The organism is Methanoregula sp. (genome assembly GCF_041663825.1).
Taxonomy (GTDB): Archaea; Halobacteriota; Methanomicrobia; order Methanomicrobiales; family Methanospirillaceae; genus Methanoregula.
The window spans coordinates 51267-65788 of record NZ_JBAYLY010000004.1; the positions used below are offsets into that span (position 1 = coordinate 51267).

The window sequence follows — 14522 nt, forward strand, 5'->3', positions numbered from 1 at the left end:
ACATCTATATTGAAACATGAATTGTCTTGTTATTTACTTTGTATAGAGATGTTTTGTATACCAGTCTATAGATTTTTTTATTCCTTCATGAATTTTTATTTTTGGTAAATATCCAAGTTTCTGTTGTGCTTTAGATATATCAATGGATGATCGAACTACCTCCCCCGTCCGATTGTCATTTAATACAATAGAATTGTTTCCATTCATTCCCTGAATAATTTGTTCAGCGACTTCAATAATTGGAATGCTTGTTCCTGATGCAATGTTAAAAACTGAATTTTTTTCCTGTGAAAAATGCTCAATGCATTTGATGATCCCGTCAACAGTATCATCAATATATGTAAAATCGAGCACTTTGTCTTTTCCGAAAATTGTCAGATCTTCGTTGTTCAATGTCTGGCGAATAAACAGAGGAATCACACGGTCAGATTCATCGTACATGCCGTATACATTGGAAAACCGGGTGATAATAAAATCAATTCCATAACACTGATGATATGCATGTATGAGTGCCTCTCCACCAATTTTGGATGCTGTGTAAGGACTTTCACAATATTTTACAAATGCATCTTCTTCTGAATAAATTGGAAGTCCCGAATTGCCGTATACTTCCCTGCTTGATGAAAAAATGATTTTTTTGATATTATTTACTCTACCAAATTCCAGTACATTAAAGAGCATCTCAAAATTATCCCGGGCGAGAGCGGGGTCAACAACCAAGTTATAGACTCTTGCATTTGCAGCAAGATGAATGATCATATCGATATCTTTGGGCAATGAGCGCAGGGAGTTTTTGTCGCACAAATCTGCAATTATCGTAATTTTATCAATTTTACTGTTCCAGGGGTTCGATCTTTTATCGACACCTATTACATTATAACCACAAGCCAGCAATTTTTCACATAGCCGGGTCCCGATTGTCCCGCTACTTCCAGTCACTAATATATTCTTTATCGGACCTGACGCAAGGGATGATTTCAATTTAGTCATATTCTCGTTTAGAAATTATCGTATTGGTAAAAGAGGTTAGCGGTCTATCAAAACCAGGCCCAATACATATCTGGAAGTTTTTCCTGTGATCTGACTTTGGAAGGGATCTCTTTCCGAATACATCTTCAAGTTATCGCGATTTCATCAATACCGTTGACATTTGTCATTCTCATAATTAAATTCTATATCGATTTCGAATAAGCCGGAATATATGTTGAATAACTGACAACGGTGTATGAATTTTTTTATCTGTAACTTCAAATATAATCTGTGAATAAACTTTTAAATCGAGTTTATTTGTTTCCCCCTCCTGACTAATTATGCGTCCAACGGACCGGATCAATGCATACTTGTACGTAGACTTTTCTTGTTCATCATCGAATCCAGCCGTTGACCAGACCGAAAATATATCCTCTCTTAATTTTGAAAGTTGAGGAATTTCATTATACCAAAAACCCCGCCATGCATCCGGAGTTGACATTTTCAGATTATGCTCTGCAAGAGTAATATATAAATCAATCATATCGGATCCAATTGGTGCTACCTGAAGAGAATATTCCCAATCGATAATTCGCCATGAGGTCCCCACTAAAAAAATATCTTGTGACCAAAGATCTCCATGACTCCAGGAACATGGAACTTTTTTTTGATCATTGAATTTAAGGATATTTAGATCGCAGAATTCCTCAAAAACCAGTGTTCCTTCTTTCTGCTTTATTTTTTGATTTATTAATTCTTTTAACTCGTCATAAAAATCAGAAGACAAGACAGAATTTTCTATTTGCGTCGAACTGAATTTATGAAAAAAATCTGATACTAATTTCCAGGTATCTGGATCACGGGGATTTTCAGAAATAATTGACATTAATGTTTTTTCTTGAATCCTGTCCGACCAATAGTATTCCTTATTGTTTAGAGAGAAGCTTCCTTTATTTTCCGGTAAAAAATTATCAACGTCTTCAGAAAATTGAGGTTTATATGGATTGCATCTGCATCGAATGCCATAAAGTGAAATACTTTCTCGAATTACTATCGTTTCAATTCGTTTTTTTCCAACATAAACGATATATTGACAGGTTCCATTGTGTGATTTCCGCCAGGGGGGATGCAATTCTATTGCGATTTTTTCATTTTCTGGTATTTTGAATAATTTCCGGTTTTTTTCTAAATAGTCAATTAATTTAGTTATCATTATTCCTGTTCCCTCCCTATTAAGAAGCAATAACTGTAAATAAAATGCTCAATCAGATCCATATTATAAACGTAGTCAATAAATCTGTTTTTAAATTCGTTTTTGGCGCTGTATCTCTCCATCAGCATTCCCTTTTTTAATCCGTCTTTATCTTCTAAACTTGTGATAAGTCGGGGAAATCGATAATCCGGGAATATTCCATATCCTTCAGTTAATGTCAGATTTACAGAGGGCAATAATTTTTTAAACTCCTGAAGAGACCACGTCCAAGTAAGAAAGTCCCGGCCTTTGAGTCTCTGGTGACATTGATTCGCCTCAATCCGATCCATAAGTGATAAATAGGGAATATCCGTATGATCTTCAGGATAGCCCATAAAATATTGTAATGCAAATCGATTTTCAATAGCCAAGTAGATGCTTCCGCGGGGTGAGAGATATTGTCTCATGTGATCAAGGAAGTCCAATTGAATTTCCAGAACGTTGTCAAAAGAAGCACGACAAACCGGAATCCATTCCAAGACACCATTTAAAAGAATAAAATCAAACGAACCAAGATCCGGTGGGAGGGAATCATAGTCTTTGCAAGCAATGAATTCACCATTTAGTCCACTTTGAAGTATCCTTTCACGAGCAATTTCCAGACGGATTTGACAATTATCGATAAATGTAACATGAGCCCCGTGTCGTGCAGCCACAACACCTAATGAACCAATACCACAACCATAATCAAGAATACGGAGCCCAGATATATTTCCTAATAGTGTAAGACCCAATGCTCTTCGTGGATCTAACGCATATTCCCGGAAATATTCGTTTTTCTTCCGATCACAATAACGAGAAATTTCCCGTTCGATATTGCCGTTTTTTTGGCTATTTTTCAGTATTGTCTCCATATCACTTTTAGGGATCTCGCCATAGTAAGTATCTGGATCGACATCGATGTTTTGAATAGGTGAATCATTAACTAGATTACAAGGTTCATGATTACATTTTTTCATAAAACAAACCAACTGTTGATCATTAAACATGGTTTTTTAAATATTTTAAATCTCTTTATGCAGAAACGCGTTTAGGACCTGATAGAGTCTCTCAAAAAATAATCTCTTTTGAGAAGAGAGGAATCCGTTTAAGCTGTTGTAACACAAACATATTTTTTGAAAAATTAGGGCTGTTTTTTTTGGTTTTCCAACGTTTCTCTAATTATTTCCTCAATCGGCGGGTATTTTGAATCATCAAGATATTCACGTGAATATTTACGGGAACGATCCTGCAATTTTTCTCTCATGTTCGGATCCATAAAAAATGTTCGTATGAGATCCCAAAATTGATTGCTATCCTGTACTATTTCTCCTGCAGGCATTATTGTATCAGCAAATTTACCCCAGATACACGTTTTTAAATTAAATTTAATATCCGTATAAAACAGGATTATTGGTTTTTCTGCTTGCAATGCATGGAGAATCGCAGTTGATTTCATATTTAAAACAATTACCAAATCCGCCCACTGTAAAGCAGATCGTAAGGGGTAATCAACAGGCAGTACTTTTGAAAATAAATCCTCATCTGCCATGCGTATTAAATCAAGTTCAGGCCATCCTGGATGAACTTTAATCTTAATCTCTAACATTTGTTTGAGATCTTTTGGTGGATGGGAAAGTGTTCGGAACTCTTCAAACTGATCGGTAACACTTGTTTCAGGTAGTGAATCGGGTATTGAAATTGGGTTAGTAAGGGCTAGTATCTTTCCCCTGGAAGGGATTTGACTTAGTGAGCTGGTGTGAACAGGATAGGGATTTTCAGATAGTAATCCTCTACAGGGTATCAGGCGGTGCTCTTCAATTCCTCCCTGTTTATAGGTAATTCGTTCTGTTTTCAAGTTATACAGAATATACTCACTTGATGCGATATTATCCGGATCCATCACCCCAGCATGAGGGATAGAAAATGTGGGAATGCCTGATCTTTTTGCGGCTTCTGCGGGAATCTGTGACTCACAATCTGTGAGGGAACTAACAATAATTACACTCGGATGTGCCTGTTGACAAAAATTTAGCCACGATTCATATTTTGCTGCTAATTCCGGCCAACGGTTTTCACAATAATAGTAAAAATGGGTATCAAGATATTCTAATGGTTTTTTCCAGTATTGATCATTTGATTCTTTTAAACATTTTTGATACCCCTTCAAGAATAGATTCTTTAAGTCATAATTAATATTCGTTATTTGTGGTTCACAAAAAACTGGTACTGACAATTGCAGTGACATCTTTTTTACTTCACGAGGATCTGAACATAATGCAATGACTAAAAATTGATCTTTAAAATTTTCGGATAATGAATTTACTATTTCTGTAAATCGAAAAGTTTCACCGGGATTGATGACTAAAATAATTTTATCGTTAAAAGGTAAATAAGAACAAGTATACGTATTCAGTTTTTTTATTATATGAGCGGTATCAATACATTTTTTATATCCATATCGTGCAATTTTAAACAATTTTGATGAAGGAATATCTGATACGATGGAGGGTAAATCTTTTTTCCAAAATGTTTTACAAGGATGAGAACCATTATAACCTATTTTAACTGAAGGAAACGGACATTCGGGAAAAATTAATTTTTCTATGCACTGTTCTCTGAAACAATTTGCCATTGAATGAGCAAGACAAATATCCGCCCAAAAAAAATGCATTGCACGATGGTCTAAATCCGGCCAGCAGATTCTATCATATGTAAATTCATTACGGGCAGATTCAAACCATCCTTTTTCACAAATTTCCGCGCTCTCTATAGAATTACCTCTTTCTTTTAAATCAATGTAATCGTCGAATACTCCATAAGGTATACCTGATTTCCAGAACAGCGTAATTGCCGAGGCATCAAGTGGCAACAACGAATATCCTTTTTCTGAATATCGTTTTAAAAAATTTAAATCTTTTATATCCGAGCCAAAAAATGCCAGTATTTTTTTACTGCCTTTCATAATTTTTCACCCTCAAAAATGAATGTTCCCAAATAAACCACAAAATTATAATTTTGTGACTCACTCCAATATATGTCAACACGTTTTGCCCCCATCCATTGTTAATATGGGATCTGACATCAGTAGATAGATGCATCGGAGACAAGAAAAATTATTGACTATATCAAAATCTTTACAAATACCCCGATCAATCACATCACACAAATTTTCAACTTTAGTGAAATTGCTTAATCCAAGTTCTGAAATTTCTTTAATAGTAAAATAAACATCAAACAAAACATATTTTTCATTTTTTTTATAGAGTGCATAGCCAACATCAGGATCTGTGGCAATATACATCAAAATGTGGAGGTTGTCGCTTTTTTTTAAGGGTAAAAGGGAACTGACATTTTCAGAATTCTCAAAAATTACAACTATTTTCGAATGATCTATCTTTATGTTGTTATTTGCCAATTCAATAACTTCAGATAATAATAAACTATGATGTGTCATTTAATAGAATCCATTATTTTAATTGTATGATTCCTAGATAATCCTAATTGAAAAATTGTAGTGCATCTTAAGATATCTACCCCCGGCAACTTTCTGATATTAAGTTCCCTAATCTTTTGATCTCATAAATATCCATTAAAGTTCACTCCCCCCTTACTTTTCTTAATTTCAGCAGTTCTGGTTCTTTATCCAGTGTTCTGATAATATCCCCAGTTGTCCAGAAAGGTCCTTTCTTCTGTGGCAACCGTTTGATAAGTTCCCGCACGAAAACAAGGTCCTCAAAGAAATCGATATCCAGCCGGTAGCCGGGCCTATGGAATTCCGGCAGGGCATGCTGTAATTTGCTTGTATAATCGCGGTTATTATGAAGATAGGTGACTACATGTTCCCGGTACCGCATGTCCTTTGCTTCCCTGTCAAGGCGCAAAAGTGTTTTCGCACTCACCATCTCAACGCCGACACCATCGGGATACCCGGAGACCGGGCCGAGGTTGGATGCATAATCGCAGGGCTGGTTATCCCAGAAAAAGGTGATCAGGTTATCAATCATTTCCGGATCCAGCAAAGGGTTATCAGCCGCTGCCCTGACAACGGCATCCGATGGATGTGCCTTATATGCCTGGACAAAACGCCCAAGTACATCATCTTCACTACCTCGGATGATTTCGACCCCGCACCGTTCTGCGATCGGAATGAGTGGGTCATCTTTTTTTCTTGTCGATGTCGCAAGAATAATTTTTTTCGGGATCGTTGATTTTGTGATTCTTTTAAGAACAAGTTCAAGGAGCGAAAGATCTTTCCATACGGGCATAAGGCTTTTTCCCGGGAGCCGGTGCGATCCCATTCGGGCCTGAATAATGATATTCGTCTCTTTCATTCATATAAAAATGAAACCGCGAACCATATAATGTTACCAGCAGGTTCTTCCGCCATCGATGATGAGTGAGGCGCCGGTCATGTATGACGATGCATCTGAAATCAGGAAGATAATTGCGGGTTTGTATTCATCGATATCTGCCATCCGCCCCAGGGGAATGAGGTTGGTCAGTTTCTGGACAAAAGCCTCCGGTTGACCATTATATACACCGCCGGGACAGAGAGCATTGACTCGTACCCCTTTATCAGCCCAGTATGTTGCTAGATATTTCGTCAGGCCGATGAGGCCGTGTTTTGCAACGGAATAGGTAACCGGCTTGACTGGTTGTAAGTCATCAGAAATTCCATTATTCCGGTAAATCCGTTGATCCGGGCCAATAATGCCAAGATCCGATGCAATATTCAAGATCACACCCTGCTTTCTATTGGCCATCTCCCTTCCGAAAACCTGGCTGCAGAGAAATGCCCCGGTCAGTCCGACAGAAAGGTCTTTATTCCAGATCTCATCGGGAAAAACCTCAAACCGCGACCAAGGCACAGAATCCGTTTTTTCCTGTTTTACTTTTGGATCATTTGCAGCATTGTTAATGAGGATATCCACGTTATCAAAGTGATCGGCACATCTATCGGAGAGGTCCTGAACACTTTCGGATGTCGTGATATCAGCATAGATTCCCAAAACCTCCCGGTTGTATTTGTCTGAAAGATCAGAGGCCCGCTGCAGTGCTGCGCGCTCGTTGATATCCGCGAGAATGGGGATCCCTCCCGCATCAAGGATAGCCTCTGCATGTTTCACTCCCAAAAATCCCGCTCCTCCAGTAATAACCGCAACTTTCCCGTCAATCCTGAACCGATCAAGCGCTGATGTCATAGTTTAAGCCCTGCAATTACGCATTACATCCCTCTTGTCTGTCCACCATCAATGATGAAATTCGCTCCGGTTACAAAAGAGGCATCATCCGATGCGAGATAACAGGCCAGACGGGCAATGTCTTCAGGTTTACCAAATCGTTGTAATGGTACATTATCCTGAATATATTCACGGACAAGTTCATGGTTTTCATTAAGTTTTTTATTCCAGGTTCCCCCATCGAACAGAATATTGCCAGGTGATATCGCGTTCATCCGGATCCCTTCACGGCCAACCAGCTGTGCTGTATATTTCACGTACGATAACAACGCGGCTTTCGCTACTGCGTACGGTACGGGCGCATTAATAACCTCGCAACCTGCGATGGATGAGATGAAGATAATATTTCCCGAACTGCGGGGAACCATAACTTTTAAGCACTCCCGTGAAAATTTTACGGAAGAGTAAAAATTTTTTTCCATACACGCCTGCCAAGATGTATCGTCAACATTCCATCCGGGTTTTGATCTTCCCGACCCAATATTAGCAACCGCAATGTCAAGGCCCCCATCCTGACTACATACAACTCCCATCATATCCTGAATTATTTTAGTTTGAGTAAGATCGCCGCAATAGGATCGGATTGTATCCGGGAAATCTTTCCTGAATTGTTGACATGCACGATTAAGCTGATCAGGATCCCGTCCGGTTAGGTATACAACTGCTCCTTCACGAAGAAAGGTGACTGCAATTGCCTTACCAATACCTCGTGTAGATCCGCTAACAACTGCGACTTTTCCTTTTAACAAACACATATCTCATACCAAGTCTATTGATTCCAATGAGAGGGAACATTTTCAACAACCATTTTGATATACGTTTCTTCATTCCATTTAAGAGGCTATTTCATTTATCGCTTATTAGGATATTCCTATCCTGGATAACGACCTTCTGACATGCCCCATCAATTTAAATAACAACCAAGTCAGACGATATTTTTTGGGGAATAACTCCTTTCTTTTATAAGGCCCATAACAAAATAATGAGGATTCCTGATCAAACGGGATATATCTTTCCTTTTTGCATTCAATGACTAATGAGTGTCCTGAATCAATATTATAGGGGACGTTCCGTAATTCTTTGTGTTCCTGGATATTTGAATGGTCAATTTGAGAATTCTCCTGATCGATAATAAAACCATAGTGCTGAAGAATGTATGCGAGCATTTCGAAATCGTAACAATAAACATGCGCATATGATCCAATAATCTCAGAATAGTCAGAACTTAACAATATGTTATCAGATCCCGCACTCGAAATAAAATTGATAAATGCCCCTCCCAACCCCATTTTCGCAGAGATACCGGAATGATCTTCATCAATAAATTTCTGCATTGTTTGAGCATCATTATTTACATATGCTGTTGCGAGTTTTTTTAAATCAGGAGTTAATATACGCAATATCCCGTTATTTTTCATGACACGGTTGATTTCACATATTGTCTGTTCAATTTTCATAGAACTGATATGTTCAAACATATGTGATGTAAAAACCTGATCAAAAACGCCATCTGCATATGGTAAATTCCACGCTTGAGGTTGAAGTTGCCATGGTTTTGTTAAAATACTATGATCCAGCGTATCCCATCCCTCTTTTCGCCAATTTGAACCACAACCAAGATTTAGTTTTCTCATAGAATTCACGTAATCTCACCTTTTTTTCTTTCCCTTGCCCTTTAAAGGATATGATGGGGCCCCGCAATAAAAAGATTCGATAAACTTTCTGTTACGGACAGCAAGATCAATTTCTGATATTTCCATATCCCGTGCTGCCTGAAGAATGTAAGGCCGTGCAAAATTCATGGATTTGAATGCGCTGAAGCAATACGGAAAATCTGCCGCACCTGATCCAAGCGGGACCGTACCTCCGCCCGGCAACCGGTCTTTTACATGAACACTGCCAATCCACCCTCTCAGAATAGTTAACTCTTCCCGCGGATCGTGACCGAGTGAAGCACTGTTCCCGATATCATAGTTCAAACGTATAAGTTCATGATCCAGTTCCCTCATGATATCCACCAGTACCGCGGGCTGCAAATCCGTTTCGAGATGGATCTCAACATTATTTTTCTCGATGGGCGGGATGATCGAACCTAGTAATTCGATGAGGCCACGGATCTGTTCCGGGTTTCTCATGGAGGACGAATCGATAAAGGGAAGGACGATATATTGGCAATCAAGAAGGGAGGCACGTCCGATCAACCATTCGAGATGTTTTTTTGTCGGGTCTGTCGTTGCACCCGAGGGACTTACAAGGTGCGAGTTCATGTAGTAGTCTGCACAAACCGACTGTACGACAACCGACCATTCCATTTCCAGCTCACGTATCCTTTTGATACCCTCGTCAGTCCGTAGCGGGTTGGCACCATCCGTCCCTGTCTCATAAATCCATTCGATGCAACAGAGGCCGGCCTCTTGGGCACGGGGAAATTCGTCCCGCCACGTATCGACAGGAAATGACTGGATGGTTTTCCCCGTCTGAGGCGAGAGACGCCCCTGCATAATCCCGATCTTAGTGGAGGGTATCATTTCTTCTGTTTGAACGAATAGGGGGAAGCGGCATTCATCGCACCGGGTTTCTTCGAAAGACCGAATTTTTTAATCTGGGTAATGATATCAACACCAACATTCTGGCCCCATGTATCCAGAAGCTTTTTTGTGACCGGTCCCATTTTCCCCGAACCGATCTGCATATTGTTGATGCTCGTCACCGGGAGTATACAAAACGGTGTACCGGTGAAAAACGCCTCATCCGCAGTGACCACATCATATATTTCGATATTCTTTTCTATGCAAGGAAGGCCAAGCTGGGGGGCGAGCTCTTCGATCACATATTTACGGCTGACTCCACGGAGGATATTGCGCGGTTCCGGCGTAATGATCTTGCCGTCTTTGACCATAAAGAAATTGTCCCCGGTTCCCTCCGCAATGAAGCCATCGGGATCGAGAAGGAGTGCCCAGTTATTCTCTCCGGCATAGTTGGATACTTCTATGTTTGCCATGAGGTAATGCATCCGGCTCCGGTTTTTTACCTTGGGTTCGAGAAGCGATGCCGGGATCGCTCTCTGGGACGGAATCACCGCATTTATGCCACTGTTGTACAGTGGTCCCATGGATGCTACCGTCCAGCGCAGGGGAAAATCCGCAATGATGAGGTTAGGTCCTTTTTCCACGCCTACGACATCTTGGTAGAGAGAAAGAAGCCCCCGGGAGACATTGATCATGACACGGTGCTCATCGTCCTTTTTAAAGAGCGGATCATTTTTGTCAATAGTTTCATAGATATGCTCCTCCATCTCCTTCATCGACATGTCAATCGGAATGTGAACATATTTGATGGAAGCATAAAGCCGTTCGAGATGATCCTGAAGTTTGAACTGTTCCTTGTTAAATGACCGTGTCATCTCGAAGACCATGTCCCCGAACATCAGCGCTGAATCGTAAATAGAGACCTTTGCTTCGTGTTCCGGCACAAACCTGCCATTGATGAATACCTGACGTTCCTTCATTCTCTTACCTCACTCATAATAAAAATAAAAGATCATTCAAAATATCTCAGTTTTTTTGCTATCCCTTTCTCTTTTTCTGACACGGTTTTCATACCACTGCCGAGAATTCCGGGAGCGGCACGGATCTGCTGCATCATCAGCTGGAGTTCAGGCTCATCGATAGAGGCTGCCTGGTCACTCCCATACATCTTCTTGTCAAGAGTTATATGCCGTTCGATGACCGTTGCACCCAGTGCGACTGCCAGCACTGAAGGAAGGATGCCCTTTTCATGCCCGCTGTATCCCACATCGCACTTATACCGATCCCTGATTTCTTTCATGACGAGAAGGTTGCATTCATTGTCCTCGCTTGGGTAAGTTGATACGCAGTGCAACAGCGTGAAGGGGCACTTGTTTTTCCTGAACACTTCCACAGCGCGATCGATGTCGTCAAACGAGCTCATTCCAGTTGAGATGAAGGTATGCTTTTCCTCCTTTGCGATGACTTCGAGAATGGGAAGATAGGTCAGCATCGCTGACGCGACCTTATTGAATTTCAAATGGTACTGCTTGAGGAATTTCTGGCTTTCCACATCCCAAGCAGATGCAAACCACTCAATTTTTTTTTCCTTACAGTACGCATCGATGATATCGTACTGAGGTTTCCCGAACTCGAGCCCGTCCTTCTGGTGGCGTTGGGTTTTACCCCAAGGGCTGTCTCGGGAGGAGTCAAGAAATTCCTTGGTGTATACAATATCTAGAGTTCTCTTCTGGAACTTGACGGCATCGCACCCCGCATTTTTGGCAATATCAATGAGTTTTTTTGCGATTGCGATATCCCCGTTATGGTTAATCCCGATTTCAGCGATGACAAATGGTTTCATTAGAACGCCTTCTCATTATATTGTAGTAATCTCGTTTAAAATAATATCAATGAATTCTCGGATCGCACCACGGCCACCGTTTTTTCCTGTGATATAATCCGCAGCTGACAGTACCCGTGGGTCAGAGTCAGCAACAGCAACTCCTATACCTGCATATGTGATACACTCAAGGTCATTCACATCGTTGCCCATATAGGCGACCCGTTCGGGATCAAGGTTCGCTTCTGTAATAATCTCTTTCAACGTCGGAAGCTTATCATTAATCCCGGTCCGGCAGGTGATCTTCAGTTTGTCACACCTCGCCTTGACAACATTGTTTGTCTCTTTCGAGAGTACGACAATCATTATATCGGGCCGCTTTTCCTTAAGCATCTTGAGGCCAAGACTGTCACGCCGGTCGCATACGACAGACTCTCTCCCAGTCTCGTCGATGAATACCCGGTTATCGGTAAAAACACCGTCAAAGTCCAGAGCAAAGAGTTTGACCTCGTGGATTTTTCGCTCAATCATATTCATGGAACAGCTCACGCTCCACGAAGGTACATACCATATGGCCTATCATAATGTGTGCTTCTTGGATAGAGGGTGTGCTTTTTGAAGGGACATTGATGACGTAATCGGTCACCCCGGGAATCTCTTTCACACACTCACCTGTGAAAAAGAACGTAATGGCTTTTTTCTCCTTTGCAGCCTTGAGTCCGCGTACGACAGATTCCGATGTCCCACTCGTACTGATCCCAAGGACGATATCCTGCTCTGCGACAAGCCCTTCAACCTGCCGCTTAAAAATGTTGGAGAACTCATCGTCATTCCCGACAGCAGTCAAGATAGATGTGTCGGTTGTCAGTGCAATCGCAGGGAGGCTCTGCCGTGGAAAATTGATCTTGTTAATGAATTCCGCAGCGATATGTTGGGCGTCCGCAGCAGATCCGCCACAGCCGAAGATATACAGACGTTTGTTGTTTTTATATGCATGCACCAAGAGATCCGAAACTTTTAAGATCTTGTTTTTCAGGACTTCATCCTCTGAAACTTTCCGGATCATTTCTTGGTGCTGCTGGATATACTGGTTAATATCGTGCCTCATCACAATCCTGGTCCTTGGTTCTTTGCAAGTTGCGCCCAATCGTCACAGAATTTCTTCAGTCCCGCATCGGTCAGGTTATGCCGGAACATCAGGGAAAGAACCTTGGGTGGGATAGTGATGACATGGGATCCGGCTTTTGCCGCATTGATAACATGCAGCGGGTGACGGACGCTCGCTGTGATTAACTCGGTACTGAAATCATGCTGCCGGTAGATCTCTATTGTGTCCCGGACCACATCTATCCCGTCATGGCCAATGTCGTCAAGTCGTCCGACAAAGATGCTAGCATACGTTGCCCCGGCTTTGGCCGCGAGAAATGCCTGATTTGCAGAAAAAATGAGGGTCACATTTGTTTTTATTTTTTTGGCACTAAGTATTTTTGCTGCTTGGAGTCCAGCTTCATTCATGGGGATCTTAATTACCACATTCGGTGAGATCGTCGCAAGTTCTTCTGCCTCCCGGACAATCTCTGGTGCAGTCTGGCTCATCGTTTCAACGCTGATGGGACCGTTAACAATTCTTGCGATTTCTGCGATATGTTCCCTAATATTGTAACCGGTCTTTTCCTGTGACATCAGGGTCGGGTTTGTAGTAACCCCATCTATGACAAATGCATACTGTAAAATTTCCTTAATGTTTGCCGTATCCAGAAATATTTTCATACTTTACCTCAGTTTCATCACTTCATGAACTGCCTTAATAATATGCTCGGGAGTCAAATCCAGCTCACGGTACAATTCCTCAACCTTTCCCGAACCGCCAAACCGGTCGTTGACGCCGATGATCCTCATAGGCACGGGTCTGTACTGGCTCAGTATTTCTGCAACCGCACTCCCAAGACCTCCGATAACATTGTGCTCCTCAACGGTAACAATGCCACCGGATTTTTTGGCTTCATCAATGACAATCTTTTTTGAAATCGGTTTTATCGTGTGGAGGTTAATCACTTTTATAGAGATGCCCTCTTTTTTCAATGCATAGCAGGCTTTGAGGGATTCCCGGATCATGCATCCATTGGTGAAAATCGTGACATCGGATCCTTCTTCAATCACCGGGTACTGCGATGGATCAAACTGGTATTCCCCCCGTCGGAAAACATCCAGTGTACTTTGTCGGGATAACCTGATGTATTTCGGGCCTTTATTTTCGGCTGCATACCGGATGACTTCCTCGGTCTCCACAGAGTCAGCAGGTACGATTACCTGCATATTAGGAATGACACGCATAATCGCGATATCTTCAAGGCTCTGGTGTGTTGCACCATCACCCCCAAGACTGAGTCCCGCATGGGTCATGACAAGGTTTACGGTAAGGTTATCCAGAGCGAGTGTGTTTCTTATCTGTTCCCATGCCCGCCCGCAACCAAAGATTGCAAATGTGCTGACGAAGGGGATCTTCCCTGAAAGAGACAGCCCGGCTGCGATGTCGATAAGATTCTGTTCTGCAATACCTATGTCAATAAAACGTTCAGGAAATTTTTTTGCGAATTTATCTGTTTTGGTGGAGCCAGAGAGATCCGAGTCTAGCACAACGAGCCGGGGCTCCTTCTCTCCAAGCGCGACGAGAGCATTGCCGTACGCGTCCCTGGTGTGACTGCATTTTGAAAAGTTGTACATGTTCC

16 protein-coding genes are annotated in these 14522 nt (G+C 41.5%); all 16 read right to left on the bottom strand.

Translation table 11 applies throughout. From position 1 onward, the window contains the following. Nucleotides 1–33 precede the first annotated feature (33 nt). The 16 genes from WCX19_RS02980 to WCX19_RS03055 all read right to left on the bottom strand — a co-directional run bounded on the left by WCX19_RS02980 (nucleotide 34) and on the right by WCX19_RS03055 (nucleotide 14517). A complete protein-coding gene (locus WCX19_RS02980; protein WP_373004766.1) occupies nucleotides 34–939 on the bottom strand; it encodes an NAD-dependent epimerase/dehydratase family protein in 906 nt (301 codons plus the stop codon). 226 nt (nucleotides 940–1165) lie between these two features. Further along, the gene (locus WCX19_RS02985; RefSeq protein ID WP_373004769.1) at nucleotides 1166–2182 is read right to left on the bottom strand and encodes a hypothetical protein; all 1017 of its coding nucleotides are present in this window, start codon (nucleotides 2180–2182) and stop codon (nucleotides 1166–1168) included. Further along, complete coding sequence (locus WCX19_RS02990) at nucleotides 2182–3180, bottom strand: class I SAM-dependent methyltransferase (protein ID WP_373004772.1); 999 nt, start codon at nucleotides 3178–3180, stop codon at nucleotides 2182–2184. The genes WCX19_RS02985 and WCX19_RS02990 overlap by 1 nt, the downstream gene beginning before the upstream one ends. A gap of 164 nt (nucleotides 3181–3344) precedes the next feature. Continuing rightward, on the bottom strand, nucleotides 3345–5165 hold the full coding sequence (locus tag WCX19_RS02995) for a hypothetical protein (protein WP_373004774.1): 1821 nt from the start codon (nucleotides 5163–5165) through the stop codon (nucleotides 3345–3347). A 75-nt stretch (nucleotides 5166–5240) separates the two neighbouring features. After that, entirely contained in the window at nucleotides 5241–5657 is a 417-nt protein-coding gene (locus WCX19_RS03000) for a hypothetical protein (RefSeq protein WP_373004777.1), read from the bottom strand. A 142-nt stretch (nucleotides 5658–5799) separates the two neighbouring features. Further along, on the bottom strand, nucleotides 5800–6534 hold the full coding sequence (locus tag WCX19_RS03005; RefSeq protein ID WP_373004780.1) for a cytidylyltransferase domain-containing protein: 735 nt from the start codon (nucleotides 6532–6534) through the stop codon (nucleotides 5800–5802). A gap of 33 nt (nucleotides 6535–6567) precedes the next feature. Next, complete coding sequence (locus tag WCX19_RS03010) at nucleotides 6568–7404, bottom strand: SDR family oxidoreductase (protein WP_373004783.1); 837 nt, start codon at nucleotides 7402–7404, stop codon at nucleotides 6568–6570. A gap of 23 nt (nucleotides 7405–7427) precedes the next feature. After that, complete coding sequence (locus WCX19_RS03015; protein WP_373004786.1) at nucleotides 7428–8192, bottom strand: SDR family NAD(P)-dependent oxidoreductase; 765 nt, start codon at nucleotides 8190–8192, stop codon at nucleotides 7428–7430. A 111-nt stretch (nucleotides 8193–8303) separates the two neighbouring features. Beyond that, entirely contained in the window at nucleotides 8304–9077 is a 774-nt protein-coding gene (locus WCX19_RS03020) for a methyltransferase domain-containing protein (RefSeq protein WP_373004789.1), read from the bottom strand. 15 nt (nucleotides 9078–9092) lie between these two features. After that, on the bottom strand, nucleotides 9093–9971 hold the full coding sequence (locus tag WCX19_RS03025; protein ID WP_373004792.1) for a sugar phosphate isomerase/epimerase family protein: 879 nt from the start codon (nucleotides 9969–9971) through the stop codon (nucleotides 9093–9095). Next, nucleotides 9968–10951 carry an aminotransferase class IV gene (locus WCX19_RS03030; protein WP_373004795.1) on the bottom strand — a complete coding sequence of 328 codons (984 nt, stop codon included), beginning with the start codon at nucleotides 10949–10951 and terminating at the stop codon, nucleotides 9968–9970. The genes WCX19_RS03025 and WCX19_RS03030 overlap by 4 nt, the downstream gene beginning before the upstream one ends. Before the next feature lie 32 nt (nucleotides 10952–10983). Continuing rightward, nucleotides 10984–11814 carry an N-acetylneuraminate synthase family protein gene (locus WCX19_RS03035; RefSeq protein WP_373004798.1) on the bottom strand — a complete coding sequence of 277 codons (831 nt, stop codon included), beginning with the start codon at nucleotides 11812–11814 and terminating at the stop codon, nucleotides 10984–10986. Between the two features lie 15 nt (nucleotides 11815–11829). Beyond that, nucleotides 11830–12324, bottom strand: coding sequence for a KdsC family phosphatase (locus WCX19_RS03040; RefSeq protein ID WP_373004800.1), 495 nt, complete (start codon nucleotides 12322–12324; stop codon nucleotides 11830–11832). Then, on the bottom strand, nucleotides 12317–12901 hold the full coding sequence (locus tag WCX19_RS03045; protein WP_373004803.1) for an SIS domain-containing protein: 585 nt from the start codon (nucleotides 12899–12901) through the stop codon (nucleotides 12317–12319). Before WCX19_RS03045 ends, WCX19_RS03040 begins: the two co-directional genes overlap by 8 nt. Further along, nucleotides 12901–13563, bottom strand: coding sequence for a fructose-6-phosphate aldolase (fsa, locus tag WCX19_RS03050; RefSeq protein ID WP_373004806.1), 663 nt, complete (start codon nucleotides 13561–13563; stop codon nucleotides 12901–12903). Before fsa ends, WCX19_RS03045 begins: the two co-directional genes overlap by 1 nt. A 3-nt stretch (nucleotides 13564–13566) precedes the next feature. Further along, nucleotides 13567–14517, bottom strand: coding sequence for a transketolase family protein (locus WCX19_RS03055; protein ID WP_373004809.1), 951 nt, complete (start codon nucleotides 14515–14517; stop codon nucleotides 13567–13569). Nucleotides 14518–14522: the final 5 nt, after the last annotated feature.

Bases quoted from the DNA above. Each gene is read 5' to 3' on its own strand.
- WCX19_RS03005 (WP_373004780.1), bottom strand. From the start codon at position 6,534: ATGAAAGAGACGAATATCATTATTCAGGCCCGAATGGGATCGCACCGG.
- WCX19_RS02995 (WP_373004774.1), bottom strand. From the start codon at position 5,165: ATGAAAGGCAGTAAAAAAATACTGGCATTTTTTGGCTCGGATATAAAA.
- WCX19_RS03055 (WP_373004809.1), bottom strand. From the start codon at position 14,517: ATGTACAACTTTTCAAAATGCAGTCACACCAGGGACGCGTACGGCAAT.
- WCX19_RS03030 (WP_373004795.1), bottom strand. From the start codon at position 10,951: ATGAAGGAACGTCAGGTATTCATCAATGGCAGGTTTGTGCCGGAACAC.
- fsa (WP_373004806.1), bottom strand. From the start codon at position 13,563: ATGAAAATATTTCTGGATACGGCAAACATTAAGGAAATTTTACAGTAT.
- WCX19_RS03040 (WP_373004800.1), bottom strand. From the start codon at position 12,324: ATGATTGAGCGAAAAATCCACGAGGTCAAACTCTTTGCTCTGGACTTT.
- WCX19_RS03000 (WP_373004777.1), bottom strand. From the start codon at position 5,657: ATGACACATCATAGTTTATTATTATCTGAAGTTATTGAATTGGCAAAT.
- WCX19_RS03010 (WP_373004783.1), bottom strand. From the start codon at position 7,404: ATGACATCAGCGCTTGATCGGTTCAGGATTGACGGGAAAGTTGCGGTT.
- WCX19_RS03025 (WP_373004792.1), bottom strand. From the start codon at position 9,971: ATGATACCCTCCACTAAGATCGGGATTATGCAGGGGCGTCTCTCGCCT.
- WCX19_RS03045 (WP_373004803.1), bottom strand. From the start codon at position 12,901: ATGAGGCACGATATTAACCAGTATATCCAGCAGCACCAAGAAATGATC.
- WCX19_RS02985 (WP_373004769.1), bottom strand. From the start codon at position 2,182: ATGATAACTAAATTAATTGACTATTTAGAAAAAAACCGGAAATTATTC.
- WCX19_RS03020 (WP_373004789.1), bottom strand. From the start codon at position 9,077: ATGAGAAAACTAAATCTTGGTTGTGGTTCAAATTGGCGAAAAGAGGGA.
- WCX19_RS03035 (WP_373004798.1), bottom strand. From the start codon at position 11,814: ATGAAACCATTTGTCATCGCTGAAATCGGGATTAACCATAACGGGGAT.
- WCX19_RS02990 (WP_373004772.1), bottom strand. From the start codon at position 3,180: ATGAAAAAATGTAATCATGAACCTTGTAATCTAGTTAATGATTCACCT.